Below are 24,367 nucleotides of genomic sequence, written 5' to 3'. Positions count from 1 at the left end.
AGGACCTGCGATGAGGCGTGTCGTCGTCACGGGCCTTGGCTTGCTGTCGCCGTTCGGCATGGGCTTCGAGCACAGCTGGAAGGAGCTTCTGACCGGCCGCAGCGCTGCCAAGCGCATCACCGAGTTCGAGGTGGAGGACCTTGCTTGCAAGATCGCCCACGTCATTCCGCGTGGTGACGGCAGCAATGCCACCTTCAATCCCGAGGCCGTGCTCGAGCCGAAGGAATTGCGCAAGATCGGCGACTTCATCCTGTACGGGATTGCCGCCGCCGACGAGGCGCTGAAGGATTCCGGCTGGGAACCCAAGACGCATGAAGAGCAATGCGCCACCGGCGTCCTGATCGGCTCCGGCATCGGCGGCATCGAGGGCATCGCCGAGAACGCGATGATCCTCAAGGAACGCGGCCCGCGCCGCATCAGCCCCTTCTTCATCCCGGGCCAGATCATCAATCTCGTCTCCGGGCAGGTTTCGATCCGGCACGGGCTGAAAGGCCCGAACCATGCCGTCGTCACGGCCTGTTCGACCGGCGCGCACGCCATTGGCGATGCTGCCCGGCTGATCATGTGGGGCGATGCCGACGTGATGGTCGCCGGTGGCGCCGAAGCGCCGGTGACGCGGCTGTCGATCGCCGGGTTCGCCGCATGCCGGGCACTGTCGACGGAACGCAATGATTCGCCGCAAACGGCGTCGCGCCCCTATGATCGCGACCGCGACGGCTTCGTCATGGGCGAGGGCGCCGGCGTTGTCGTGCTCGAGGAGCTCGAACATGCCAAAGCACGCGGCGCCAAGATCTATGCCGAGGTGACGGGTTATGGTCTCACCGGCGACGCGCATCACATCACGGCGCCCGCCGAGGATGGCGATGGTGCCTTCCGTTGCATGACGGCGGCACTCAACCGGGCCAAGCTTACGCCTGCCGACGTCGACTACATCAACGCGCACGGCACCTCGACCATGGCCGACACGATCGAGCTCGGCGCTGTCGAGCGGCTTGTCGGCAATGCCGCATCGAAGATCTCGATGTCGTCGACCAAGTCGTCGATCGGCCATCTGCTTGGGGCGGCCGGTGCCGCCGAAGCGATCTTCTCGATCCTTGCCATCAGGGACAATGTCGCGCCGCCGACCATCAACCTCGACAACCCCGAACGCGAAACCGCGATCGACCTAGTGCCGAACAAGCCGCGCGCCCGCCAGATCGACGTGGCGCTGTCCAATTCGTTCGGCTTTGGCGGGACCAATGCGTCGCTGGTCTTCCAGCGCTACAATGGCTGATCGTCCGGCTGCCGGGCGACGCTTTGGCGTGCCGTCAATTTTGCCATATTCGCCTCTACTCTGCCGCTGGGGATTCGTTGGGCGATCAAACGGTAGGGCGAAATGAACACAAATCCGGCAGGCAACGGAGAATTCGGGCAACGGCCGGCAACATCCGGACCGATCGTGCCGAAAACGGCCAGCGAGGCGTTGCGGCCAGAGGCCGGCACGCCGCCGCCGAAGCGCTCGCGTGCGTCACGCAGCCAGGTCGTCGTGTTCATGAACTTCGTCATCTCCTCGGTGATGCTGGTGGTTCTGGCGGCCGGCGTCGCGGTCTATTTCGGCAAGCAGGAATTCACCGAGCCCGGACCCTCGGCTAATGGCGACACCTTCCTGGTCAAGCCGAACACCGGCGTCCAGGATATCGCCGACCAGCTCGAACGCCGCGGACTGATCAGCGATGCCCGGGTATTCCGCCTTGGCGTGCGGGCCTTCGGCAATGATTCGGCGCTGAAAGCCGGCGAGTACGAGATCAAGCCCAGGGCTTCCATGCGCGATATCATGGAGCTTTTGAAGAGCGGCAAGTCGGTGATGTATTCGCTGACCATCCCTGAAGGACTGACGGTCGACCAGGCATTGCAGCGTATCGCCGAGGAGACTGCCTTGAGCGGCGACATGCCGGCAACCACGCCGCCGGAGGGCAGCCTCGCCACCGACACGCTGCGCTTCACGCGCGGCGCGACACGCCAGCAGATGGTCGACAAGCTGCTTGCGGATCAGAAGAAGCTGGTTGACGATGTCTGGCAGCGGCGCGCGCCGGACCTGCCGCTGGCCAACGTCGAAGAGTTCGTCACGCTGGCTTCGATTGTCGAAAAGGAAACGGGCAAGGGTGACGAGCGTTCACGGGTTGCCGCCGTCTTCCTGAACCGGCTTGCCAAGGGCATGCGCCTGCAATCCGATCCGACCATCATCTACGGGTTGTTCGGCGGCAAGGGAAAGCCGGCGGACCGGCCGATCTACCAGTCGGATATCCAGAAACAGACCCCCTACAACACCTATGTGATCAACGGCTTGCCGCCGACGCCGATCGCCAATCCGGGTCGTGCAGCGCTGGAGGCGGTGGCCAACCCATCGAAGACCGACGACCTCTATTTCGTCGCCGACGGCACCGGTGGGCACGTCTTTGCCGCGACGCTGGACGAGCACAACGAGAATGTCGCCCGCTATCGCGCTCTGCAGAAGAAGCAGGCGGATGACGTCGCCAAAGCCGCCAAGACCACCGGCGGCGGCGACAGCAATGCCGTCAAGCCGGCGGACGGTGGGCCGGCCGACAGTGGGCCGGCTGACGGTGCCGACGACAGCGGCGGTGACGCGGGCGCTGCCCAGTAGAATGAAGAAAGGCGTTGCCCGACAGGCGACGCCCTGACATTTGCAAGAGCGCCGCGCGTCCGATTTCGACGCGCCTGCGGCGCAGTCATTTTCAAGCAGCACTTGCTCTGTCCGGAAAGCCGGTTCGGGGCAATGTGCCAGGGACGTGTGGGCGATATGAATTTGCAGAGCATGACCGGTTTTGCACGCGCCGTCGCCGAGCACGAAGGCACTTCGATCGCCTGGGAGGTCAAGTCCGTCAACGGCAAGAGCGTCGAAGTACGGCTGCGGCTGCCGCAAGGCTTCGAGCGGTTGGAACCGGCTGTCCGGCAGATACTTCAGAAACGTTTTGCACGCGGCAATTTTCAGGCGACGCTGACCATCGGCCGTGCCGTCGGCGCGCAGGCGCAGCCGGTCGTCAACGAAGCCTTCCTGAAGGACCTGGCCGGGCTCGCCAAGCGGCTGCAGGAGCAGTTCGGCGTTGCTGCGGCGACCTCGGATGGACTGCTGTCGCTGCGCGGCGTGCTCGACATTCCCGAAACTGTCGAAACCGAGGAGGCGAGGGCCGCGCTCGATGCCGCGATCATGGCCGCGCTCGAAGTGGCCTTGAACGGGCTTGAACAGGCACGGCAGGGCGAAGGGGCCGCGCTGGCTTTGCTGCTGTCGGGTCATATCGACACAATCGAGGCGCTGACGCTGCGGGCAGAAGTGGATCCATCCCGCGAGACCGCGGTGATCCGGGAACGCATCGCCGAGCAGGTCAGGCTGCTGATGGACGCTTCCGCCAATTTGGATGCCACCCGACTGCACATGGAGGCCGCGTTCCTGGCCACCAAGGCCGATATTCGCGAAGAGATCGACCGGCTGAAAACGCATGTCGCATCCGGCCGGGCACTGCTGGTGGGCGGCGGCGCGGTCGGTCGCAAGCTCGATTTTCTGGCACAGGAATTTAACCGCGAATCGAATACGCTGTGTTCCAAGTCGAATGCCGCCGCCATCACCGCGATCGGGCTGGACCTGAAGGCGGTGGTCGACCAGTTTCGTGAACAGATCCAGAATCTGGAGTAGCCGATGGTTGCCAAGGATTTGGGGTCCCGCATTCGCCGCCGGGGCCTGATGCTCGTCCTGTCGTCGCCGTCCGGCGCCGGCAAGTCGACGATCGCACGCAATCTTCTGGAAAGCGATTCCAGCCTCGAACTGTCGGTCTCGGTCACCACCAGGCCGCGCCGCGGCAGCGAGATCGAAGGCGTCCACTATCATTTCCGGACGATGCGCGAATTCGAGCGGCTTCGTGATTCAGACGCGCTGCTGGAGTGGGCCGAGGTGCATGGCAATTGCTATGCGACACCGCGCGAGCCTGCCGAACTGGCGCTGTCTGAAGGGCGCGACATGCTGTTCGACATCGACTGGCAGGGCGCCCAGCAGCTCAAGGAGAAGATGCGCGCGGACATCGTCTCGATCTTCATCCTGCCGCCGTCGATGAAGGAGTTGAAGGCACGGCTGAAGCGCCGCGCCGAAGACCAGGAAGCGGTGATCGAAACGCGGTTGAAAAACGCCCGCAACGAGATCGAGCACTGGAAGGAATATGATTTCGTCATCGTTAATGATGACCTCGATCGCGCCTTCGCCGAAGTGCGCGGCATCGTCGTCGCCGAGCGGCTGAGACGCGACCGCCGGCCAGGCCTGTTCGATTTCGTCTCGGGACTGTTGGACGAGAAGACGGGTTGAGGCGGTGAAGCGCCAATCTCCCCCTTGTGGGGGGAGATCGGCAGCCTCTTACACCGCGTTTGTCAACCTTACAAACTCCTCGACGCTGAGCGTTTCGGCGCGGCGTGTCGGATCGATGCCGGCGCGTTCGAGCAGGGCCTCGCCGCCGAGGCTCTTCACGCTCTGCCGCAGCATCTTGCGACGTTGGCCGAAGGCGGCTTCTGTGACGCGGCCGAGTTTCTTCACCTCGGTGGGCAGGGGCATCGGGCGCGGCACAAGATGCACCACCGAGGAGGTGACCTTTGGCGGCGGCGTGAATGCCTGTGGCGGTACGTCGAAGGCGATCCTCGCCTCCGTCCGCCAGCCGGCAAGGACCCCCAGCCGGCCATAGCTGTCGCTGCCGGCGGGAGCGACGATGCGCTCGGCCACCTCGCGCTGGAACATCAGAGTCATCGAGGTGTAGAAAGGCGGCCAGTCGCTGACCGTCAGCCAGCGCACCAGCAGCTCCGTGCCGATGTTGTAGGGCAGGTTGGCCACGATCTTGACCGGGCCGCCATTGCCGGTCGCTCGACTGGCAAGGCCCGTGAAATCCGTCTTCAGCGCATCGCCCGAAACAACCTCCAGCCGGCCGGGATAGTGGTCGGACACTTCGGCAAGAGCAGCCAGGCAACGTTCGTCGCGCTCTATGGCGATCACTTGGCGCGCTCCGTTGGCTAGCAAGGCGCGGGTCAGCCCGCCGGGACCAGGACCGACCTCGATGACGGTTGCATCGGACAAGTCGCCGGAAGTGCGGGCGATCTTGCCGGTGAGGTTGAGGTCGAGCAGAAAGTTTTGGCCGAGCGCCTTCTTCGCCTGCAGCCCATGACGCTCGATCACCTCGCGCAACGGCGGCAGCCCGTCGATGCTCATGTCCGAGATCTCATGCGGCAACCGCCTTGGTGTTCGTGTCGGCCAGCCGCCGGGCAAGCTTCAGCGCCGCTATCAGGCTGTCGGGCCGCGCCACACCCTTACCGGCGATGTCGAAGGCCGTGCCGTGGTCGGGCGAGGTGCGGATGAAGGGCAGGCCGAGCGTGACATTGACCGCCTCGTCGAAAGCCAGCGCCTTGGCCGGGATAAGCGCCTGGTCGTGATACATGCAAAGGGCCGCGTCGTAACCAGCCCGCGCCCGGACATGGAACAACGTGTCGGCCGGCAAAGGGCCGAAAGCGTCGATGCCTTCGGCGCGCAGGATGTCGACCGCCGGGCGCACGACCCGCTCGTCCTCGAGGCCCATGGCGCCGCCTTCGCCGGCATGTGGATTGAGCCCGGCAATCGCCAGCCGTGGCCTGGCGATGCCGAAGCGGCCGGCAAGGTCGGCAGCGGTGATGCGCGCGGTGGCGACGATCAGTTCGGTGGTCAGTGCCTTCGGCACCTCGGCCAGCGCGATGTGGATGGTGACGGGAACGGTGCGCAGGTCGGGTCCTGCCAGCATCATCACCGGCATCGCCTCGACGCCGCTGTGCCGAGCCGCCAGATGCGCCAGATATTCGGTGTGGCCGGGAAAGCGAAAGCCGGCATCGTAGAGCGGCTTCTTGGCGATGGGGCAGGTGACCACGGCCGAGGCTTCGCCGGCAAGGCAATCGGCGACGGCGCGGTCGATGGCCTCGATCGTGGCGGCCGCATTGGCCGGATCCGGCTGGCCGGGGCTGTCGATGCAGCCTGCAGCCAGCGGAACGATCGGCAAGGCGCGGGCAAAGACCTGCGCCGCTTGTGCCGGGGTGGCTTCGGCGATCGGCAGCGAGAGGCCGAGCAGGCGCGCCCGGGAGGCGATCAGCGCCGGATCGGCGAGCAGGTAGAAGGGGGGCAGGGCGGCAGCCTCGCGCGCCATAAAGGCGGCGATGGCGATCTCCGGCCCAATGCCGGACGGATCGCCGGCGCTCAACGCGAGCGCAGTCACTGCGTTGCCCACGTCAGCGCTTGACGATGCGGGCTTTTGCCTTCAGCTCGTCGACATATTTCTTACTGAGCGCGTCGGCATCCTTGTCCCCGCCGGAGCCTTCGGCCTGGAACGCCATCTGGGCAACCTTGTCGTCGGACACTTCACGCGACGAGCAGATGCCGATGAATTCGACGCCGCGTTCGGTTTCGCGCGTGACGGTGGCACCGCCGACTTTGGTAGCTTTGATCTGCTCGGCCCAGTCCGGCGGCAGTTGCGGCGCCAGCACCCGGCCCAGATCGCGAACGGTGACGTCGATCAGGCCCTTGGCGAATTCGCGCGTCGTGTTGCAGCCGTTGAAGCGGGCGCGCATGGCGTCGGCCTCTCGCTTGCGTTTGCCCAGCGTCGCGCTGCGTTCAGCCGCCGGCACCACGAAGATGACCTGCTGCAGCATGTATTCGGTGGCGCTCGGTTTGGCGCCGCCTTTTTCGAGCATCTTCCTGACGAGATCCTGTTCGCTGACGGCGCCGGTGCCGTCGCCGGAACGGTAGCGCGCGCTCAAGGCCTGGTTCCAGGCCATCTGGGCGCGGATGAATTCCTTGAAGTGGCTCTTGGTGACGCCCGACTTCTCCATGACGCCGTCGAGCTGGCTGAGCTGCATCTTGTTGCTCGAGGCAAAGCGCTGATACGCGGCATCGACCTGGGCGTCGCTGATGCGGATACCAAGCCGCTTGGCCTCGGCCATACGCAGCGTCTGGTCGATCATTTCCTGGCCGGCATCGCCCTTCTTGCGCTGCAGCTTCAGGAAAGCGGCGCGATGGGCGATGTCGCCGGTGGTGACAGGAATGTCGTTGACGACGTATTTGATCTCGCTGGCGAAAGCTGGCGGCGCCATTACGGTGATCGACACGGACGTCGCCGCCACGAGCAACGCGAAACCTGCTGAAAAGAGGTATTTCCTCATCGTTGGCATCCCAATTCTATCCCGGTCCCGCCCAATTTGATCTTTCCAGGTGCGCGAAATCCGTGCCAGCCCTATGCGGCGAAACGATGTCGCCGATTGTTACTGGATCGTGTCGACGGCACTGGTCGACGAGCCGAAATCGCCGAGGGTGCGGAACGACAGATTGAAGCCGATGGTCTGCGACACCTCCCTGGTGTTCAGATCGCGCGACTGCGAGTAGGTCATCAAATAAGTGAAGCAGGAATCGTTGTAGGCGAAGCCGACGCCGTCCTTGACCAGCAGGCTTTGCTGCAGGTCGTAGGTTCCTGTGCCGAAGACGCGCCAGTTTTCGGCCAGATGCGTGGATGCACCAAGCGTGACTTCGTGGCGGTCGGTGGTGAAGCCGTACAGCGGCTGGGCCTGGATGAAGGCGTATTTGGCGCTCAGCGACACAGGCAGGCCGGAATAGGCGGCCTTCACCTCGGCGCGGCGGATCTCGAAGCTCTGTTCGTCGAAACGGCCGCTGACCGAGGCCGCGAAGCCGTTGGGGCTGTTGATGCCGAACAGGCCGACATAGTCGGACTTGGTCGTGTCGAGGCCGGAGTTTGCGCCGACATTCACCAAATCCGGCGCGGCGAACGAATTCTCGCCGCCAATCTGATAGGATTGGCCGAAAATGGCATTGGTGCCCCAGCCATTGTTGTAGGAGCCGGAATAGCGGAAGCCGACATTGGCGCGCGAACCACCTTCGACGCGGTCGTAGCCGGAGAACTTGTCGCGTTCGAACAAGGTGGTCGCATCGAAGACCATGCTTTGGGCGTCTTCGTTAGGCACTGAGAGGCCGCCGACATACTGCTCGTTCGGACGCATGAAGACCTGTGCCATCGGTTCGATGACATGGCTGGACCCGCTGGCCATGGAAAACAGCACCGGCCAACGCATCTCGAGGCCTGCGGTTGCCATGTAACGGGCAAATGACGAGCGCATATCGGCCTGCTCGTTCAAATTTGCTGCCATATTGTTAATGGCAGTGAGCGAAGCCGATGACGCATTGAGGTAGTCGACGTCGCCCTGCAGTGCGAGCAATGGCGTCAGCACCAGCCCGCCATCAGTGACGAAGCTCCGCTTCCACTCGGCCTCGGCGGTGAGACGGCCCGATTCGCCTTCGATACCAGGGACACGCTGTATGGGGGTGGAGAAAGTGTCATCGAGTTCGTCGCGGCGGATGACACGCGCGTTGACGTTGAGCGATAGCTGGCCGCCGGCCACCGACGCATCAGGAATATAGGCGTAGTCGAGCGACGGCAGCACCCAGGGCTGTTGTCCGCTTCGCGCAGAGGCGTTGTCGTCAGGTGTATCTTCCTGCACATCGAAATGCATGGCGCGCACGTCGAAATAGTTGCGGCCGTTGAGACCCGTCAAGTAGACCGACGACTGGTGGACGCTGCTATTGTACTTTTCGATGCCGTAGGTGTTCGAGAAATTCTTGTCGGTCTGCAGCAGCACGTCCCAGCCGAAGTTCCAGCGTGAGTTGATGGCGAACTGCCCCTGGGTACCCATCATGCCGCGGAATTTGTTGGGATCGCCGGCGCTGCCCGAATTGACGTTGTGGCCAGAGCTGGAGGGGAAGGCAGTGGTGTCGAGGAAAGCGTCGGGATTCTGCTGGTGTATCCCGGCGATCTTCAAGCTGTACTCGCCATTGTTGAAGCGCTGACGCCACTCGGCCTCACCGAGGAAACCCTGCTTGGTATAGCCGGTGCCGGTGACGGTCAGGTCGTAGGTCGGCGCCAATGCAAGATAATAGGGGACTTTCACGCCGACGCCGAGATCGCTCTTGTAGATGATGCTCGGGATCAGGAAGCCGCTCTTGCGCTTCACCGTCGGGTCGGCAATTTCGAATGCAGGCAGATAGGCAAGCGGAAAACCGAAGAACTCGAAATTCGCATTCTCGAAGCGAACCGTCTTCTTCTCGCCGTTCCAGATGATCTTCTTGGCCTTGACGCGCCAGGTCGGCGCTTTGTCCGGCTTATCCTCGCACGGCTCGCAGGCGGTGTAGACGCCATTGTGGAAGGTGGTCAGCACGCCGCCCATGCGTTCGGCGCTTTCGGCGGCGAAATAGGCCTTGTCGATGGTTTCGACCCGCAACGCGTTGACGAAGCCGTCGGCGAAGTCATCGGTGATGTCGATATGCTGCGAATTGATCTTGGTACCGTCGCTGTTGATGACTTCGACGTTGCCGCTTGCGACCATTCGCTTGGTGTTGCGGTTGTACTCGACCCGCTGGGCGACAAGGCGATTGCCACCATAGTCGATCTGCACGCCGCCAACGGCGGTCACGGTCTGATTGTCGTTGTTATAGACCAGCGTATCGGCGGCCAGCAGCATTTGCGAGCCGGATGGAACCGATGTCGCCATGTCGCCGACGTCCTGCGCAAGCGCCGGTGCCGGAACGGCGTAGGCAAGCACGCACGCCAAGGCGGTCGCCGCATAGAGGCGCGCCAAACCGGCCTGCCTGTTGCTGGGCAAAAACGCCTCCCTCACTAGCCGTCTTCCTTGTATAGCAGGAAAGTCACCCCGAAGAACATAGCCACCATGACCGGTACCCAGGCGGCTACGACAGTCGGCACGAATCCCGCCACGCCGAATGCCTTCACCAGAACCGAAACGACATAAAGCAGAAAGCCAGCGATGATGCCACCCAGAATCATCGTCGCCGACTGCCCCATCCTAGCAAATCGCATTGAAACCGTTGCCGCGATCAGCGTCATGGCGACGAGAAGGAACGGCAACGCCACGAGCGAATCAAACTGCATGGCAAAGGCATTTGCCTTGAGGCCGAAGGAGCGGGCAACCTCGATCTTTCCGGGCAGGTCGTAGAAGGGGATGGTTTCCGGGCGCGCCAGCCGCTCTTGCACGAATTCGGGCTTCAGATTGGTCGGTACGCGATCGGTTGCCGATGCCTGGATCGTGCCGTTCTGGAACGTCTTGACGTCCTGCAATTCCCAATAGCCGTCGCGCAGGAAGGCACGGGCAGCATCCTTGCGCTCGACGATGTTGCCTTGCGGGTCGAGAATGAAGAATACGACATCGGCCATTTCCAGGCCCTGGTTCAGGATGGCCCGCGCACCGATGATGGTGTCCCCCGAACTGGTTTTCTGCCGGATCCAGGGCGCGGCATCGGCCGAGACCGTATTCGATTTGCCGGAACGCAGCTGGGTTTCGATCTGCTCGGACCAGGAGAATGCGTGCGCGGCGAGCGGATTGATGACGCCAACCGACAGGACGCCGAACAGCAAGGCTCCGATACAGCAGGGCAAGAGGAACTGCCAGGCGGAAACACCGGCGGAACGCGCGATGACCAGCTCGTAGCGCCGGTTCAGCGACACCAGCGTCGCCATCGCCGAGAAGAGACCGACGAACGGCACCGTCTGCAGCATGATCATCGGCATACGGAGGCCTGAAATGGCTACCGCCGTGCCGTAGGTGAAGCCGGGCAGGCCGGTGGTGCGGCCGGACAGCTCGGTGAAATCGATCAGGAACACCAGCGCCAGGAGGCCGATGAAGAACCACATGGTGATCGTCACGTAGCGGAAGAAGAAATAGCGGCCCAGTGTCCAGCCCATCAGCCGACCCCTTGCCCTGATGTGCCGCGCCTGGACAAACGCAATTTGAAAGCATTCCAGCTGTCAGCGATGCGCGAGGCGAAGTTTGTCATCCAGTCCGCCCAGGTCACGGGCAGTTCCAGTGTCCGGTTCGAGACGATGAACCAGATCGCCACCGCGGAAGCCACGATCGGCACACCATAGACCATATAGGCATATTGCGGGATCTCATCCGCCTTGCTGGCGGCGAAAAAGCCCAGCCAACGCACGAACAGCGATATCGTGATCGCCGTGATCAGCGGATTGACGCGCGCCTCGCGGTGCGAGCGCGCATCCCCGGCGACCGCAAGCGCGATCAGCGCGAAAACCATGGAATAGGTCCATTCCGAGAACCGCTGGTTGACTTCGGCCCGGTATTCGTAGGGGCTCTGCTGATAATACTTGTCGTTGGCGCTCGGGTTGAGCAGGTACTGCGTCGTCTGGTCCTTGGGCAGGAGCGTCACCGCTGAAGCCGCCGCCATGAATGCCGACATGTCGAAGGCATAGGAGGTGAAGCGGATGACGGAGAGATCGCCGGTCAGCGTTTTGCGATGGATGACGCCGTCATTCATCATCAGCACCTTTTCACCGCCGCGTTCGATGATGCTGCCGGTCTTGGCGTAGTAGACGAGGTTGACGCCTTCTTCGCGCGAATCGGCGACGAAAATGCCGCCCAGCCGATTGTTGGGAAGGCGCTCGCCGACCTGCAGGAACAACCCGTCGTCGATCTTGCGGAAGGTACCTTCCTGGATGATCAGCGACAACAGATCCGCGCGTGACGATGCCACCAGGGCCCGGTTCTTCTGCCGTGCGTAAGGATCGATGCCGTTGTCGACGGCAAAGGAAAAAACAGCTGCGGCGAGCGCCAGCAACATGATCGGCCGCACGATCGTCCAGCGCGAGGCTCCCGCGGCGTTGACGACGGCAAGTTCGGAATCCGAATTCATGACGCTGAGTGTCTGTGCGACCGCCACCACCAGCGCAAAAGGCACTACGATCGGGATGATGGACGGAAGGATGAGGGCGGCGACTTCGAAGAAGGTCAGCGCCGACTGGCCGCTGTCGGTGACCAGATCGATCTTTGCCAGCACCTGCGTCGTCCATACGATCGCCAGCGTCCACACAAGAGCGGCCATGAAGACCACGAAAGCGCGGCGCATGATGTAGCGTTCAACGACCTTCATGAAGGCTTTTCTCGATTTTTTCGAACGGCATCATGCCGCCGAACAAGGTAGCTGTCCGGCAGCGCCTGCACAACTGGCTCATCAGATGGTCTATCCGGGTTCTGTCCCACATCACGCCCCCCGGCTGGGCGGAGTGTCGGCGGGAATGGATAAGAAAGGGCGAACATCGATGGTTAACAACAAGTTGCGGCGAAAAGCGGGGCCGTGCCGCGACGAATCGTCATCGATTCCATAGGTCATATGGGATGCCAATTCGGCAAAGTCTTGCCAAATGCCGGAAAACGACCAAATGTCGCGCATCGTTTCGAACCGCTTCCCCAAAAGTCGCGCATTCCCTGAAAGCAGGACATGATGAATCAAAGACCGTCGATCGCCTTCGCCAAATTTTCCGGGTCCCAGAGCGCGGTGAACAAGAAGGGCACGGTCTTCGTGCTCGCGGCGGATGAGGGCGGCCTAAGCGACGTCGCCAAGGCCGGCGATCCCGGCAACACACTGGAGCGGGCTTTTCCCGTGGCTGAGTTCACGGGCAAGTTCGCCAGCACGGTGGAAGTTCTGGCCCCGCAGGGAGCGTCGCTCGACAGACTGGTGGCGATAGGCACCGGCAAGGTGTCGGGACTGGACGAATATGCGTGGTTGAAGCTTGGCGGCACCGTTTCCGCGTCGCTGCGCAAGGCGACCGAGGTAGCGGTGATCCTCGATGTGGTCGGCGCCTCGCCGAGCGCGAAGGACGCGGCAAGCCTTGCCGCGGGCATTCTCCTGCGCAGCTATTCCTTCGACAAGTACAAGACCAGGAAGGACAAGGACGACGGCAAGGCAGAGCCGAAGAAGCCGGTCAAGGTGACCATCCACACCGCCGATCCGGCCGCTGCGAAGAAGGCCTTCGCCGATGCCGAGGCGGTGATCGACGGCGTCCTTCTGGCGCGCGACCTCGTCAACGAACCGGCAAACGTGCTTGGGCCGGTCGAGTTCGCTGCCCGCGCCAAGGAACTCGAGGCGTTAGGCGTCAAGGTAGAGATATTGGCTGAGAAGGAAATGAAGAAGCTCGGCATGGGCTCGCTGCTCGGTGTCGCGCAAGGCTCGCCACGCGGCGCCCGCATGGCGATCATGCAGTGGAACGGCGGCAAGCCGAAGGACAGCCCGATCGCCTTCGTCGGCAAGGGCGTCACTTTCGACACCGGCGGCAATTCCATAAAGCCGGCCTCGGGCATGGAGGATATGAAGGGCGACATGGGCGGCGCCGCTGCCGTTACCGGCCTGATGCATGCGCTGGCGGCCCGCAAGGCGAAAGCCAATGTCGTCGGTATCATCGGACTGGTCGAAAATGCCGTCGACGGTCATGCCCAGCGTCCCGGTGATATTGTCACTTCGATGTCGGGCCAGACCATCGAGGTGCTCAATACCGACGCCGAGGGCCGCCTCGTGCTGGCCGATGCGTTGTGGTACTGCAACGACCGCTTCCAGCCGAAATTCATGGTCAATCTGGCGACGCTGACCGGCGCCATCATGGTGGCGCTCGGCCAACATTATGCCGGCCTGTTTTCCAACAATGACGAACTGGCCGAAAAATTGTCGGTGGCGGGGCAGGCGACTCAGGAACGGCTGTGGCGCATGCCGCTCGGCGCCGAATACGACAAGCTGATCGATTCCAAGAACGCCGACATGAAGAACATCGGCGGCCGTTTTGGCGGCGCCACCATCGCGGCGCAGTTTCTGCAGCGCTTCGTCAAGGACACGCCATGGGCTCATCTCGACATAGCCGGCACGGCGATGGGGGCGCCGTCGAACGAGATCAACCAGTCGTGGGGTTCCGGTTTCGGCGTCAGGCTGCTCGACCGGCTGGTGCGCGATAACTATGAGCAGTGAACGGGTTCGATCACTATAGGCTGAAGCGATGGCCGACGTTCTGTTCTACCACCTGACCGAATCGACGCTGGAGGATGCGCTGCCAGGCCTCCTGGAGCGCAGCGTCGACCGTGGCTGGCGCGCCGTGGTGCAGACAGGCACCGAGGAACGCCGCGATGCGCTCGACCAGCATCTTTGGACCTTCCGCGACGATTCGTTCCTGGCGCACGCAACCGATCGTGAGGCTCATCCCGGCGAACAGCCGATTCTGTTGACCACCGGCGACGGCAATCCCAATGACGCCAAGATAAGGTTCCTGGTCGACGGCGCGGTGCCGCCTGACCTTGGCGGCTACGAGCGCGCGGTGTTCCTGTTCGATGGCCACGATGCCGCCCAGCTCGAGGCGGCGCGAGGACACTGGAAGGTGATGAAGAGCGCTGGCCACGACGTCACCTACTGGCAACAGACGCCAGATCGCCGCTGGGAGCGCAAGGCGTAGACCAGCCGCTTGTGGCGGATGACACGATCCTACAGTCTTGCCTTGATCCGGTTCTGTTTCCGGGTGACGTAGTCGCCGTGTTTCAATCTCTTGAAAACATACCAGTCGCCATCCGGAGCCTTGCGCTGGTAGATTACTTTGCCAGCCTGGCGGTGCTCGAAGCAGGTCATCGAGCCCTTCACGCCCCAGGAACCGTGCCATTGCGCACGCCAGCACAGCTTGCCGCCGCCGGGAATGAACCACATGCCGTCGCCATAGCCCGACTTGCCTTTGTCGTGGGTCCAGGACTCGAACTGTCTCTGCTTGACGGCAAAGAAGCCGGCGCCCTTCTTGCCCCACAGCCACGAATGGTTCTGATAGATCTGGTAGACGCCTTCGTCAGGAACCGCTGTGGCCTCTTGAGCCTGCTCGGCGATTTTCATCGCCGTCTTGGCTGTCGCAGGAGCCTGGAAGGCAAGAACAAGAACGGAGCAGGCGAATGCCGCTCCAAGATAATTTCCCACTACCCGCTTCACGAAACTTCTCCACAGACTGATTTACGCCACGCCTCAATCCTCATCCCGAACCGCTGGTTCGGGATGGATCACGATCAAACAAGGAGATTGGAAGTCGATCCCGATCGCGTCGGGGTCGATCAGCACGATGCGTCTACGGCAGGACGTGCTGGGTCACCCTCCAGTCGGGCAGACCATAGCCACCCAGCCACGGCCACACTTCCTTCTGGTTGAAGTAGACAACCGAAGTCAGCGCCGGGAACTCCGCGTAGGATTTGCGGGAATCTTCCTGCCATTTCGAGACATAGTCCTGCTTCCCGACATAGCCGAGTTCCGCAACGATGATCGGCTTGTTGAACACTGCAACGCGGTCATAGCCGGGCTTCAGCAGCTCAGCGAAGGTGCGGTCGCGGCCGGTCTCGTCATCATCTTTTTTCTGCAGACCGAACACCGACAGGCCGATGACGTCGACATAGTCGTCGCCGGGGTAGTATTTTTCCAAACCCTCTTCGCCTTTGGGCGACCACATGTACTTGGCTGCGGGGGCAGCTTTGCGGCAGATGTCGACTTCGCGCTTGTAAGCGGAGATCCAGTCCTTGGGAGCCCAGTTGGCCCAGGTGAAGCGGCCGTTCTTGTCTTCCATTTCCTGCGCCCAGCGAATGGTCACCGGGCTCTTCATCTGTCCCACCAGGTCGCAGATCGCCTGCATGTTGGCGTCATATTTGCCGCTCAAAATGCCGTCGCGCAATTCGGGCGGGGTGATGCGCCAGTCCTTGGACCAGGTCCACGGCTCAACCGTGATCAGCAGCGAACGGCCGCGCTGCAGCGCATAGGCGTCGGCGAGTGGCAGCGTCGACAGATCGACGTCTTCCCAGGGCAGGAACAGCTCTTCGATGCTGGCGCTCTTGTCGGCGCTGAAGTCGCCGTAGGGATCGTAGGATCCGAACGCCGAGGCGGCGCTGCTCGTCTGGACGGGGTCCGTCGCGGCTACTGAGCCAGCGCCTCCTGCCGTGGGGAACGCGGCGCTTCCGCCCAATGCCAGCGCGATTGCAAGTGCTTTTACTGTGGAGTGTTTCATGTCGATCTCCCATGGCCCCAACCTCTTGCGGAAGTTAAGGCTTCGCCCGTGCGCATCGATGCTTGATCGACACGATTACCCAAAACCGATCGGCTCTATTTGGCAGAATCTGCGGGATTTCGGAGCGACCCGTTGGCGGATGTGCGAAACCTGACACAGAGCCACCCAAAAAATTATCTCTCAAGGCCCTATACAGGGGGCGCTCGAGAGAAAGTTCGCCGCGATACTCACAAATTCGCGTCAATATCCCGATATATCATCCCTGGCTAATTTAAGAGCCGGTCGCGACCAAGAGTCAAGTGCAATTAACGGTTGCTTAACCATGTGCGCGCGACATGGTTAACGCTGCTCTCAAAGTTCGATCCTTGCCGGACAGCTTTGGCCCATCGGCGAATTCTCCAGCGCTGAAAAATTTGCGGCTCATCGTTCACGTGCTGGTCGGTGGAAACTGTTCCACCGGACTATCCTTAACCAGTTCTGAAGAACCGTAGTTAAGAAATAACTAATTTAGTTGACTCTAAGGATGCCTGAGCGGATTCTGCTGCTGGGTTAGGCTCATCGGCCGTCGTTTGGCTGATGCTCGGGTGGCGGCGTTAAGTGTATGAGTGTTTCCGCGGACGTGGGGATCATCGGCAGTAAGACCATGCCGAAACGGGGGTGTGGGGCAGCTCCGGGGAAGGCGGCGGAGAAGCCTCCTTTTCTGGTGCCCGTGCTGTCGGCCGCCCAGAAGCGGATCTGGAAGCTGGGACTTGCCTGCTGGTCGGTAACGTTCGGATTTTTCTGGTTCTGGTGGCTGCAGCCCGGGCACATCGAACACGTCATCCCATACATGCTGGCGACATTGACGCTCGTATGGCTGACATTCATGCCGATGTATTTTCTCTTGAACGTGCATGCGATGAAAAAGCCGTCCAGGCTTCACACGATCCCGAAGCATTCGCGTGTCGCGATGGTGGTGACCAAGGCTCCGTCAGAGCCGTTTTCCGTGGTTGCGCGAACCCTCGAGGCAATGCTGGCGCAGGACTGTCCGCATGATACCTGGCTGGCCGACGAGGACCCGTCCGAGGAAACGATTGCCTGGTGCGATGCCCATAACGTCATGATTTCGACGCGGCGCGGGCGGGAAGATTATCACCGCAAGGTGTGGCCCCGCCGGACGCGCTGCAAAGAGGGAAACCTGGCCTTCTTCTACGACCACTATGGTTATGAACGCTATCACTTCGTCGCTCAGATGGACGCGGACCACGTCCCGACACCAACCTATCTCAGGGAAATCCTGGTCGCCTTTGCCGATCCGGCGGTTGGCTATGTATCGGCGCCGAGCATATGCGACAACAATGCCGCTGAAAGCTGGTCGGCACGCGGCCGGCTGTTCCCGGAAGGGATGTTCCACGGACCTTTGCAGTCCGGCCACACGGGCGACGGAACGCCGCTCTGCATCGGCTCGCACTATGCCGTGAGAACCGCAGCGCTCAAGCAGGTCGGCGGCCTTGGCCCGGAACTGGCCGAAGATCACTCGACGTCCATGCTGTTCATTGCGGCTGGTTGGCGCGGTGTGCATGCCATAGACGCCATTGCCCATGGCGACGGCCCGCAAACCTTTGCCGATCTTGTCACGCAAGAGTTCCAGTGGTCGCGGAGCCTGATGACGATCATGCTCGAATACTCGCCCATATACCTTTCCAAGGTATCGCCACGGCTGAAATTCCAGTTCCTGTTTCGCCAGCTCTGGTATCCGCTTTTCGCCGTATTTTCGCTTCTCATGTACATCATGCCGATATACGCACTTCTTACGGGTCAGAATTTCGCCAATGTGACGTATATTGACTTCCTTCTACACTATGCGCCGAACTCGATTTCGCTGATTGTGCTGGTGATGCTGTTGAAGTCCTTCGGGCTGTCGCGCCCACTGACCGCCAAGACGATCAGTTGGGAGGGAATGTTGTTCTCATTCTTCGCTCGTTGGCCGTGGGTGCTGGCGGGCACGCTGTCGTCGATCCGCGATTATCTGACCAAGTCGTTCGTCGATTTTCGCGTTACCCCCAAGGGCAGTGGCCCGAAAAACCTGCTGCCTGCCCGCGTTATTGTTCCCTATGTGGTGCTTGCAATGGGAGCTTCGCTGCCGGTCCTTCTTGTAGACCGCGCCTCGGACGCCACCGGCTTCTACTGGTTCGCTGCCTTCAATGCGTTCGTCTACGGATTGCTTGTGGTCGTGATCATCACCAGGCACCTCGTGGAGAACAAAATTTCGTTGCGTTGCAATGCCGCGAAACTCACCTTGCAGGCCTCGCTCGCTGGCGTTGCGCTCTTCGTCCCGGGCGCCGCGTTCTGTGACCGCGGCCTGGAAGGCATATATGGGCTCCAGCAGGGGGCAGGCGGTATGCGCATCGTCAGCGTGGCCTACCCGGTTTCCGGAGCCGGGCGCGGCGGGAGCGGAACCCGCACATTCCATCTTGACCCCGCCTGGAATCCGCCACGCTGACGCCGACAGGCGTCCGTGCGCAAACAACTCCCCTGAACCGCATTTGCCTTGATAGCCGGCCGGCAAGCTGTAGCAGGGCCAGGCACGAGCCCAAAAGGTCAAATTTTAATAATATCCGGTCGAGTGCCGAAAGACCGCGCTCATCATATCGTTTGCATGATATTTAATAAGTCTCCCCTAATATACAGCCCATGATGTGAGTGGCGATGGGTCACTCGCGTGGTGCGGAAAGCAAATAAGAGCAATATATCTCCGCGCTCCAGCGACTTGTATTTCATGGCAGGGGATAGCGATGAACAAAATAATGGAAAGAGGGGCAAGGCTCGGCAAGAAACATGCCTGTGCATTTGCCGCGGTTGCATTGATCTCGATGATGTCCGGTTGCCAAAGCATGGATGCCACCAAGACGAGCTCGATCGGCACCAAGCCCGTGGTTCATTCGCTCGGCCAGAGGGTGCACTACGCCAAGGACAAGCGGCTGCATCTGATCAACCGCAAACCGCTCACCAAGATGACCAACGTGACGCGTACGAGGGAAGAGGCCTATGCGGCCTTCGTGCGGCCGCAGCGGGTCGGCAGGCCGGCGACGGTGAAGGTCTCCTACAGTCTGGGTAATGGCGGCCCGCTGCTGGGTCATTCGCCTTGGATATGTGGTCCAAGCGGTTTCGGCCAGCGCGCCAGCTGCCGTTCGCGTTACTGAACCATCAGACCTGAAGCGCGGCCGATTTGACTGCTGCCGGGTCTTTGCCGGGGGGCGCGAGTGGAGGGCGAGGGGTTTGCGCAGACGTTGCGCTTTGCCTCTTGCCCTCCGACCGCCATGCGTTCGTTAGGCGCGGACCTCCGTGGCATTCCGATCAGGTCACGATGGTCGGCCCGGGGCGTGCCAGCCGTCATTGTCGCCGGCCGGCGGCCGTAGCCGCGCGACATAGGCCGATGCTCCGTTCGCCTCGTGATAGACGCGTGCCAGCATTTCCGCCAGCACGCCCGACGTCACCATCTGCACCCCGGCGATGAGCAAGAAGAAGCCGGTGAACAGCATCGGGCGTGTTCCGATGTCTTCGGCGAAAAACAGCTTCAGGCAAAGCAGGTAGGCAAGGATCAGCGAACCCAGCGCGCCAAGCACGATGCCGATGCCGCCGAAGAAGTGCCCGGGCCGTGTGCGATAGCGCATGAAGAAGTACATGAACACCAGATCGAGCACGACCCTGAAGGTGCGCGAAATGCCGTATTTGGACTGGCCGTGGATGCGGGCATGGTGCGTCACCACCTCCTGCGCGATGCGTCTGGGGGTCGTCACCGTGGCCAGCCATGCCGGGATGAAGCGGTGCATCTCGCCGTAGAGCTTGACGCTGCGGATGACGTTGCCGCGATAGACCTTGAGGCTGCAGCCATAGTCCTTGAGGCGCACGCCGGTGACGCGCGCGATCAGCGCGTTGGCGATGCGCGAGGGCAGCCTGCGCATGAAAAACCCTTCCTGGCGGTCCTTGCGCCAGCCGACCACCAGGTCGAGATCCTCGCTCAGCAGGCGATAGACCATGCGGGGAATGTCGTAGGGATCATTTTGCAGGTCGCCGTCGATCGTGGCGATGACGTCGCCGCGCGCCGCGTCGATGCCGGCCTGCATCGCGGCGGTCTGCTTGTAGTTGCGCACCAGCTCGACCGCATGCACATGCGAGCCGTAATGCGCTGCAAGGCGCCTGATCTCGCTCACCGTCGCGTCGGTGCTGCCGTCATCGACCAGCACGACCTCCCAGGGCTGGTCGTAGCCTTCCATCGCCTGGTGGATCCGTGCCAGCAGCGGCTCGACGTTTTCGGCCTCGTTGTACATGGGGACGACGATGGACAGCGTATGGTTCGGCATTACCGCGCCGTCAGGCAGTCCCGAAGCAGGGATGGGCAATACGTTCATTGGGATGGCTTCCTTGCAGGTCCGACAGCCGGATTTCCCGGCAGCGTCGATTTCGAGGGAAACAGCCAGGCGATCGCACCCGTGGCGATTGCCGAGCAGAAGATGAACAGGTGCAGCGCCAGCGCCGCCTGCAAGCCATTCTTCATCGTGATTCCGGAGGTGAGCAGCGCCGCCGCTGCTCCCGCTTCATAGGTGCCGAAGCCGGCGACGCCTTGCACCGGCAGTATGGCGGCCCCTTCGGCCCCAACGACGCCTGGAAAGGCGGTCGAAAAGGATGTCCCCAGCAGCATTGCCAACAACCATCCCTGCACAGTGAGCTTCAGCGACCAGTTCGCGATCGTCCACCACCAGCCATAGCGCGAGCGCCCGGTTGCTTCGGTGAACACATCTCGGAGCTTGCCGAGCTTCGCCACGATCTTGCCGCGGCCGGCCCAGTCATGCGGCGCACGCGCCCAGCGCGGCAGGTACCAGGCGGCGGCGATCAAGACGGCCCCGCCCGCAATCCTAATCGCCGGATGCAGGCCCGGCCACACCGCCAGGGCCAGCACGCCGACGACGAAGGCGTCCTGCAGCCTGAACCACAGCAGTGAGGCGCTGGCGCGCATGATCGGTATGCCGAAGACCTGGCGCAGGAGCAGGGGAAAGGCCGTCTCGCCGCCGCGAAAGGGCACGACGTTGATCATCGCATTGTGGATCAGAATGACGCGCAGGCAGGCGCCGAAGCGGCCATGCACCTCGTCGCGGAACTCGTCGCAGACGCGCAGCGCACGCAAGACATAGGTGACGAAGAACGCGATCGTCGCCACGGCGAAGGTGCCGGGCGTGATGCGGGCAAAGGCGTCGCCGACCATGCGCCAGCGCGAGTCGCTGGCGAGCCAGACCAGCAGGGCCAGCGTCACAATGATCGAAATCGCTCGTTTCAACAATTCCTCCGGTCACAACCGTCGAATTCCGCCAGCCGTAGAGATATTTGAGCTTGCTGGCCGGCTTGTCTCGCTTAGCTTGCTGCGTTGGGCAGGCGAGGGCGGGTCGGCAAGGTCGCTGACCGTCGCCGGATTTCCAACGTTTGCCTGATCCCCAGCCCATAAGCCCAACGGCCTGACCAGATCAAGGCCGGCTGATTTCATAAATCAGGAGGTTGTCCGAATCCAGCCGCTTGGTCCCGATCTTGTTGAGATAGTCGATCACCCCGTCATGATGCTCGATGAACGGCCGTTTCTGACTGTCTTCGGCATCCTTTGCCACGCCGAACCAATCCGCGCCTTGCGTGCGAAGTTCCTCAAGCTGTGCTATCGCGATGGCATCGTCCTCGACGAACCTGGACCACTCCACGTCGCCGCCACCAGGCGGAAACACCCACCCGCGCGCCCTGCTGTAATAGACTGCGACAGGATCTCCCACCTCCGGAGCTATGGCCACGACAAGATCGCCAGGTTGGGCCCTGCGCGCCAACTCGTCGCCAAGCAACTTTCCATTCATGGCGAAGGGCGCCTTCATGGTCCGGACGAGGGGAAAAGTCGACCAGACAAGCATAGCGGCCGCGATGCAAATCGACCGCAGAATTACCCCAGGAGACGGAACGGTTTTGGCTCCAAGCGTCGCCAGGACGACCGCGCCACGGCCGCAAAACATCGCAAATGGCACATGGAATATATGATAGTTCCATGGATTGGTCGTGATCTCACGTGCCGCAGCGAGATAAACAACAGAGGCCGCTGCAAGCCATATGAAAGGTATGGCCGAAAGAGCGCGTTCTTTCGATTCCGCGACTGGCTGGGGCGGCATCCAGAATCCGACCGCCATCAAAATCATGAACGGATAGCCATAAAACCACCAGACCGACGTGTTCCAAACAGATTTGAAATAGAAATCGTTGTTGAAAAACGTCCAGAATCCAGAATCCCAGATGTATCCGCTGCCCGCGACATGAAAGGGCGGATAGGTTCGCCCGAGATAAATGGCCCAGCTGTAGTAGGCGCCGATGACGAACAGGCTGACCAGTCCGCTTATGAATACTTTGGCCGCATGCTTTCGCCGATTTTGCAAAAGCCAGCAAACCATCAGATAGAATATGACGCCTCCAGCAGCCAAACCCGGTGGTTTTGCAAGCACACCGAGGGAAAAGCTGGCTGTGGCGAAAGGGAGCAGCCACGCGCTGCCTCCCGTCCAGTATTTCGTGAAAAGCCAGACGCCCAAGGTTACCAGAGCCAGCATCGAGGGGTCGGGAAGAAACGAGCTGTCGATCATGATCGCCGCCGGCATCAGCGCATAGGCAAGTGCCGCGGCGTGGGCGTGCGTCTCGCCCCAGCATAGCGCCGTTAATCTGTGCAGTGAAAACACCGTCACCAAGCCGAAAAGGGCCGCAATCATGCGGCCGAACCAGTCGTGCCAGCCAAAGAGTTGGTAGAGTATGGCGGTCAGATAGCTGACGATCTGGAACTCGCGGCCCTGATAGCTTGGCCCGGGCCCGGTCCAGCTGACCTCGGGGAAGAAGATGTTCCAGCTGCGCTGCTGGAAATTGTCGGCCATCATCGCGGTACTTGTTTCGCGCCAGCTGAAGGCATCGACCAGCGGCAAGGTTATGTTGTGGAACCTGAACAGGATCGCAATGAACAGTATCCCCAGCAAGATCGCCATGTTGGGGCTCACGGTGTTGCGAGCAGTCGTTTCCCGGACGGTCGACTGCTGCCGGTATTGCTGACCTTCGGCCTGGTTCAATTCCGGGTCGCCCGCCATTTGAAACCGCGTCCTCCCTGACGTCTGCGGATGTTGCTTTTGAGTGCGATTGTCAGAGTTGGCAGAGCATATGACACATTTCTTAATTTTGACGACAGCGGGATGCGCACATCTGGAACGGTTGTTGTCCGTCCGCTCGCAAAGGTTGACATCACCGTTCTCGCGACTGTTAAATAGTTCATACGGCTGTCAGAGCGATGATAGTGCTACCTTGGGCAAAACGGGCATGCGAACGCCAATTGTACTGACAGCTCTGACCGGATTGCCACCGCATGGTGTCGACGGTCGACGCAAACATTGTCGGTTCGCAACTTGTATGCAACTCATGTTTCTCCTGGCCCTCTGCGGCCAGACGGCGCTTTCGGGAACGGCGCATGCGGCTGCCGCCAAAGACGGCAGACCAGCGGGAACGGTCATCGCACCGGCTCCAACTGCCTACGAGCTGCAGCTTCTTTATGCCGACCGCACATGGATATGGAAAAACGGCGCGGCCTTTTTCGCGCAGGACAATCGACGTCTCCAGGCCTGGACGTCCGGGCAGGACACCACGTCTGTCGCGGAGGGTAGATGGCTGGTGACCAAGGATGGCAAGATGTGCATGGAGCTCGCCTGGCGATCGAAAGGTTACACCGGCGAGCAGCACCGCACCTGCTACAGCCACCGCATTCAGGGCCTGAATATCGAGCAACGCAAGGATCCGGACGGGGAATGGTACGGTTTCAAGCGATCTCCCGAGGATCCTTCCGACGAATACAAGAAATTCGAAGCAGGCGACACCAAGGGCGCGCAGTTCGAAGTGACCCGCAAGCTGGTCGATGCCAAAAAGTAGGCCGCGCTTCCGGCCGCGCTGAGATGGCCGGGCTGTTCTTCCCGTGCGCCTGTCGTGGAACCCGCGAATCGCTTATGGTTGAGTGGCTCGGCAGGCGCTCGGCGCGCCGAGCGCATTTAGTCGCATTCAACTGCATCGCCTGGACGACAAGACGATGGCCTGCCATACGGTTTTGATGAAATTTAATAATTAGTGATATCTAATATAACGTGTGATGTGCGAGTGGTCACTCATGCGGCGTGGAAGCGGCCCAAGTATAGTATGTCGCAATGCGCCCCTGGCTTATACTTGATAGCAAGGGACAGAGGATGAGAAATTCCGCGAGCGTATTTCGCTCAAGCAAGAATGTCGTATCTATTGCCGCGGCTGTGGCGCTGAGCTCTATGGTTGCAGGTTGTCAAGGTATGGACGCAACTGAAACCGGTTCGGTCCTTATCAGGCCCATCGTCCACCCGGTCCGCAGTCAGCCCGCGGTCCAGCCCGTGCAG

General features: G+C 61.5%; 21 protein-coding genes. 9 read left to right on the top strand and 12 right to left on the bottom strand.

The features are described from left to right. Positions 1-10 precede the first annotated feature (10 nt). A complete protein-coding gene (gene fabF / locus A9K65_RS26105) occupies positions 11-1,273 on the top strand; it encodes a beta-ketoacyl-ACP synthase II (RefSeq protein WP_013532515.1) in 1,263 nt (420 codons plus the stop codon). On the opposite strand, the gene A9K65_RS36120 is transcribed toward fabF, so the two are convergent. Then, positions 1,261-1,533, bottom strand: a complete 273-nt coding sequence (locus tag A9K65_RS36120) for a hypothetical protein (protein WP_244514282.1) — start codon at positions 1,531-1,533, stop codon at positions 1,261-1,263. The two genes, fabF and A9K65_RS36120, sit on opposite strands and share 13 nt — an antisense overlap. Between A9K65_RS36120 and mltG the strand changes: the two genes are divergently transcribed. From mltG to gmk, 3 genes are all read left to right on the top strand, one after another. Beyond that, positions 1,439-2,641: an endolytic transglycosylase MltG gene (gene mltG / locus A9K65_RS26100; protein ID WP_348629608.1), complete on the top strand. Its 1,203-nt coding sequence runs from the start codon at positions 1,439-1,441 to the stop codon at positions 2,639-2,641. The two genes, A9K65_RS36120 and mltG, sit on opposite strands and share 95 nt — an antisense overlap. 156 nt (positions 2,642-2,797) lie before the next feature. Beyond that, complete coding sequence (locus A9K65_RS26095) at positions 2,798-3,688, top strand: YicC/YloC family endoribonuclease (RefSeq protein ID WP_013532513.1); 891 nt, start codon at positions 2,798-2,800, stop codon at positions 3,686-3,688. Between the two features lie 3 nt (positions 3,689-3,691). Beyond that, the gene (gmk, locus tag A9K65_RS26090; RefSeq protein ID WP_013532512.1) at positions 3,692-4,348 is read left to right on the top strand and encodes a guanylate kinase; all 657 of its coding nucleotides are present in this window, start codon (positions 3,692-3,694) and stop codon (positions 4,346-4,348) included. Between the two features lie 48 nt (positions 4,349-4,396). Here gmk and rsmA read toward each other — a convergent pair whose 3' ends face one another. The 6 genes from rsmA to lptF all read right to left on the bottom strand — a co-directional run bounded on the left by rsmA (position 4,397) and on the right by lptF (position 12,010). After that, positions 4,397-5,236 carry a 16S rRNA (adenine(1518)-N(6)/adenine(1519)-N(6))-dimethyltransferase RsmA gene (gene rsmA / locus A9K65_RS26085; RefSeq protein ID WP_064993162.1) on the bottom strand — a complete coding sequence of 280 codons (840 nt, stop codon included), beginning with the start codon at positions 5,234-5,236 and terminating at the stop codon, positions 4,397-4,399. A gap of 10 nt (positions 5,237-5,246) precedes the next feature. Beyond that, complete coding sequence (gene pdxA, locus A9K65_RS26080; protein WP_064993141.1) at positions 5,247-6,275, bottom strand: 4-hydroxythreonine-4-phosphate dehydrogenase PdxA; 1,029 nt, start codon at positions 6,273-6,275, stop codon at positions 5,247-5,249. Position 6,276: 1 nt separating this feature from the next. Further along, positions 6,277-7,215 carry a peptidylprolyl isomerase gene (locus tag A9K65_RS26075; RefSeq protein ID WP_024504313.1) on the bottom strand — a complete coding sequence of 313 codons (939 nt, stop codon included), beginning with the start codon at positions 7,213-7,215 and terminating at the stop codon, positions 6,277-6,279. A gap of 90 nt (positions 7,216-7,305) precedes the next feature. Next, positions 7,306-9,726, bottom strand: coding sequence for an LPS-assembly protein LptD (locus A9K65_RS26070; RefSeq protein ID WP_064993142.1), 2,421 nt, complete (start codon positions 9,724-9,726; stop codon positions 7,306-7,308). Next, a complete protein-coding gene (gene lptG / locus A9K65_RS26065; protein WP_198327666.1) occupies positions 9,726-10,811 on the bottom strand; it encodes an LPS export ABC transporter permease LptG in 1,086 nt (361 codons plus the stop codon). The genes A9K65_RS26070 and lptG overlap by 1 nt, the downstream gene beginning before the upstream one ends. Next, the gene (gene lptF, locus A9K65_RS26060; protein ID WP_013532506.1) at positions 10,808-12,010 is read right to left on the bottom strand and encodes an LPS export ABC transporter permease LptF; all 1,203 of its coding nucleotides are present in this window, start codon (positions 12,008-12,010) and stop codon (positions 10,808-10,810) included. The genes lptG and lptF overlap by 4 nt, the downstream gene beginning before the upstream one ends. Before the next feature lie 351 nt (positions 12,011-12,361). On the opposite strand from lptF, the gene A9K65_RS26055 reads away from it, so the two are divergent. Both A9K65_RS26055 and A9K65_RS26050 read left to right on the top strand, forming a co-directional pair. Next, the gene (locus A9K65_RS26055) at positions 12,362-13,873 is read left to right on the top strand and encodes a leucyl aminopeptidase (RefSeq protein WP_064993163.1); all 1,512 of its coding nucleotides are present in this window, start codon (positions 12,362-12,364) and stop codon (positions 13,871-13,873) included. Between the two features lie 28 nt (positions 13,874-13,901). Continuing rightward, positions 13,902-14,351, top strand: a complete 450-nt coding sequence (locus A9K65_RS26050; protein ID WP_013532504.1) for a DNA polymerase III subunit chi — start codon at positions 13,902-13,904, stop codon at positions 14,349-14,351. Positions 14,352-14,380: 29 nt separating this feature from the next. Here the strand turns inward: A9K65_RS26050 and A9K65_RS26045 are convergent, their stop codons facing one another. After that, positions 14,381-14,866, bottom strand: a complete 486-nt coding sequence (locus tag A9K65_RS26045; protein WP_013532503.1) for a DUF995 domain-containing protein — start codon at positions 14,864-14,866, stop codon at positions 14,381-14,383. 133 nt (positions 14,867-14,999) lie between these two features. Beyond that, positions 15,000-15,923 carry a glycoside hydrolase family 26 protein gene (locus A9K65_RS26040; RefSeq protein WP_013532502.1) on the bottom strand — a complete coding sequence of 308 codons (924 nt, stop codon included), beginning with the start codon at positions 15,921-15,923 and terminating at the stop codon, positions 15,000-15,002. A 601-nt stretch (positions 15,924-16,524) separates the two neighbouring features. Between A9K65_RS26040 and A9K65_RS26035 the strand changes: the two genes are divergently transcribed. Both A9K65_RS26035 and A9K65_RS26030 read left to right on the top strand, forming a co-directional pair. Continuing rightward, entirely contained in the window at positions 16,525-18,405 is a 1,881-nt protein-coding gene (locus A9K65_RS26035; RefSeq protein ID WP_084015627.1) for a cellulose synthase catalytic subunit, read from the top strand. A 292-nt stretch (positions 18,406-18,697) separates the two neighbouring features. Next, the gene (locus tag A9K65_RS26030; protein ID WP_013532500.1) at positions 18,698-19,105 is read left to right on the top strand and encodes a hypothetical protein; all 408 of its coding nucleotides are present in this window, start codon (positions 18,698-18,700) and stop codon (positions 19,103-19,105) included. Positions 19,106-19,264: 159 nt separating this feature from the next. Here A9K65_RS26030 and A9K65_RS26025 read toward each other — a convergent pair whose 3' ends face one another. The 3 genes from A9K65_RS26025 to A9K65_RS26015 form a co-directional block, all read right to left on the bottom strand. Beyond that, positions 19,265-20,266, bottom strand: coding sequence for a glycosyltransferase family 2 protein (locus A9K65_RS26025; protein WP_198327664.1), 1,002 nt, complete (start codon positions 20,264-20,266; stop codon positions 19,265-19,267). A gap of 44 nt (positions 20,267-20,310) precedes the next feature. Further along, on the bottom strand, positions 20,311-21,237 hold the full coding sequence (locus A9K65_RS26020) for a lysylphosphatidylglycerol synthase transmembrane domain-containing protein (RefSeq protein WP_064993145.1): 927 nt from the start codon (positions 21,235-21,237) through the stop codon (positions 20,311-20,313). 184 nt (positions 21,238-21,421) lie between these two features. Next, positions 21,422-23,050 (bottom strand): glycosyltransferase family 39 protein, encoded by a 1,629-nt coding sequence (locus A9K65_RS26015; RefSeq protein ID WP_024504304.1) that lies wholly within the window; start codon positions 23,048-23,050, stop codon positions 21,422-21,424. A gap of 211 nt (positions 23,051-23,261) precedes the next feature. Here A9K65_RS26015 and A9K65_RS26010 point away from each other — a divergent pair, with 211 nt between their 5' ends. Continuing rightward, positions 23,262-23,879: a DUF995 domain-containing protein gene (locus tag A9K65_RS26010; protein WP_245321910.1), complete on the top strand. Its 618-nt coding sequence runs from the start codon at positions 23,262-23,264 to the stop codon at positions 23,877-23,879. Positions 23,880-24,367 lie beyond the last annotated feature (488 nt).

The sequence above is a fragment of the Mesorhizobium sp. WSM1497 genome, from assembly GCF_001672455.2.
Taxonomy (GTDB): Bacteria; Pseudomonadota; Alphaproteobacteria; order Rhizobiales; family Rhizobiaceae; genus Mesorhizobium; species Mesorhizobium ciceri.
Note: the sequence above shows the minus strand (reverse complement) of the source record. Positions and strands in the feature narration are given on the sequence as shown.

Coding starts and splice junctions, on each gene's coding strand:
- A9K65_RS26050 (WP_013532504.1), top strand. CDS start 13,902: ATGGCCGACGTTCTGTTCTACCACCTGACCGAATCGACGCTGGAGGAT.
- rsmA (WP_064993162.1), bottom strand. CDS start 5,236: ATGAGCATCGACGGGCTGCCGCCGTTGCGCGAGGTGATCGAGCGTCAT.
- A9K65_RS26030 (WP_013532500.1), top strand. CDS start 18,698: ATGAACAAAATAATGGAAAGAGGGGCAAGGCTCGGCAAGAAACATGCC.
- A9K65_RS26025 (WP_198327664.1), bottom strand. CDS start 20,266: ATGCCGAACCATACGCTGTCCATCGTCGTCCCCATGTACAACGAGGCC.
- gmk (WP_013532512.1), top strand. CDS start 3,692: ATGGTTGCCAAGGATTTGGGGTCCCGCATTCGCCGCCGGGGCCTGATG.
- A9K65_RS26055 (WP_064993163.1), top strand. CDS start 12,362: ATGAATCAAAGACCGTCGATCGCCTTCGCCAAATTTTCCGGGTCCCAG.
- A9K65_RS26040 (WP_013532502.1), bottom strand. CDS start 15,923: ATGAAACACTCCACAGTAAAAGCACTTGCAATCGCGCTGGCATTGGGC.
- A9K65_RS36120 (WP_244514282.1), bottom strand. CDS start 1,533: ATGAACACGACGACCTGGCTGCGTGACGCACGCGAGCGCTTCGGCGGC.
- A9K65_RS26095 (WP_013532513.1), top strand. CDS start 2,798: ATGAATTTGCAGAGCATGACCGGTTTTGCACGCGCCGTCGCCGAGCAC.
- A9K65_RS26035 (WP_084015627.1), top strand. CDS start 16,525: ATGAGTGTTTCCGCGGACGTGGGGATCATCGGCAGTAAGACCATGCCG.
- A9K65_RS26075 (WP_024504313.1), bottom strand. CDS start 7,215: ATGCCAACGATGAGGAAATACCTCTTTTCAGCAGGTTTCGCGTTGCTC.
- lptF (WP_013532506.1), bottom strand. CDS start 12,010: ATGAAGGTCGTTGAACGCTACATCATGCGCCGCGCTTTCGTGGTCTTC.
- fabF (WP_013532515.1), top strand. CDS start 11: ATGAGGCGTGTCGTCGTCACGGGCCTTGGCTTGCTGTCGCCGTTCGGC.
- A9K65_RS26015 (WP_024504304.1), bottom strand. CDS start 23,050: ATGGCGGGCGACCCGGAATTGAACCAGGCCGAAGGTCAGCAATACCGG.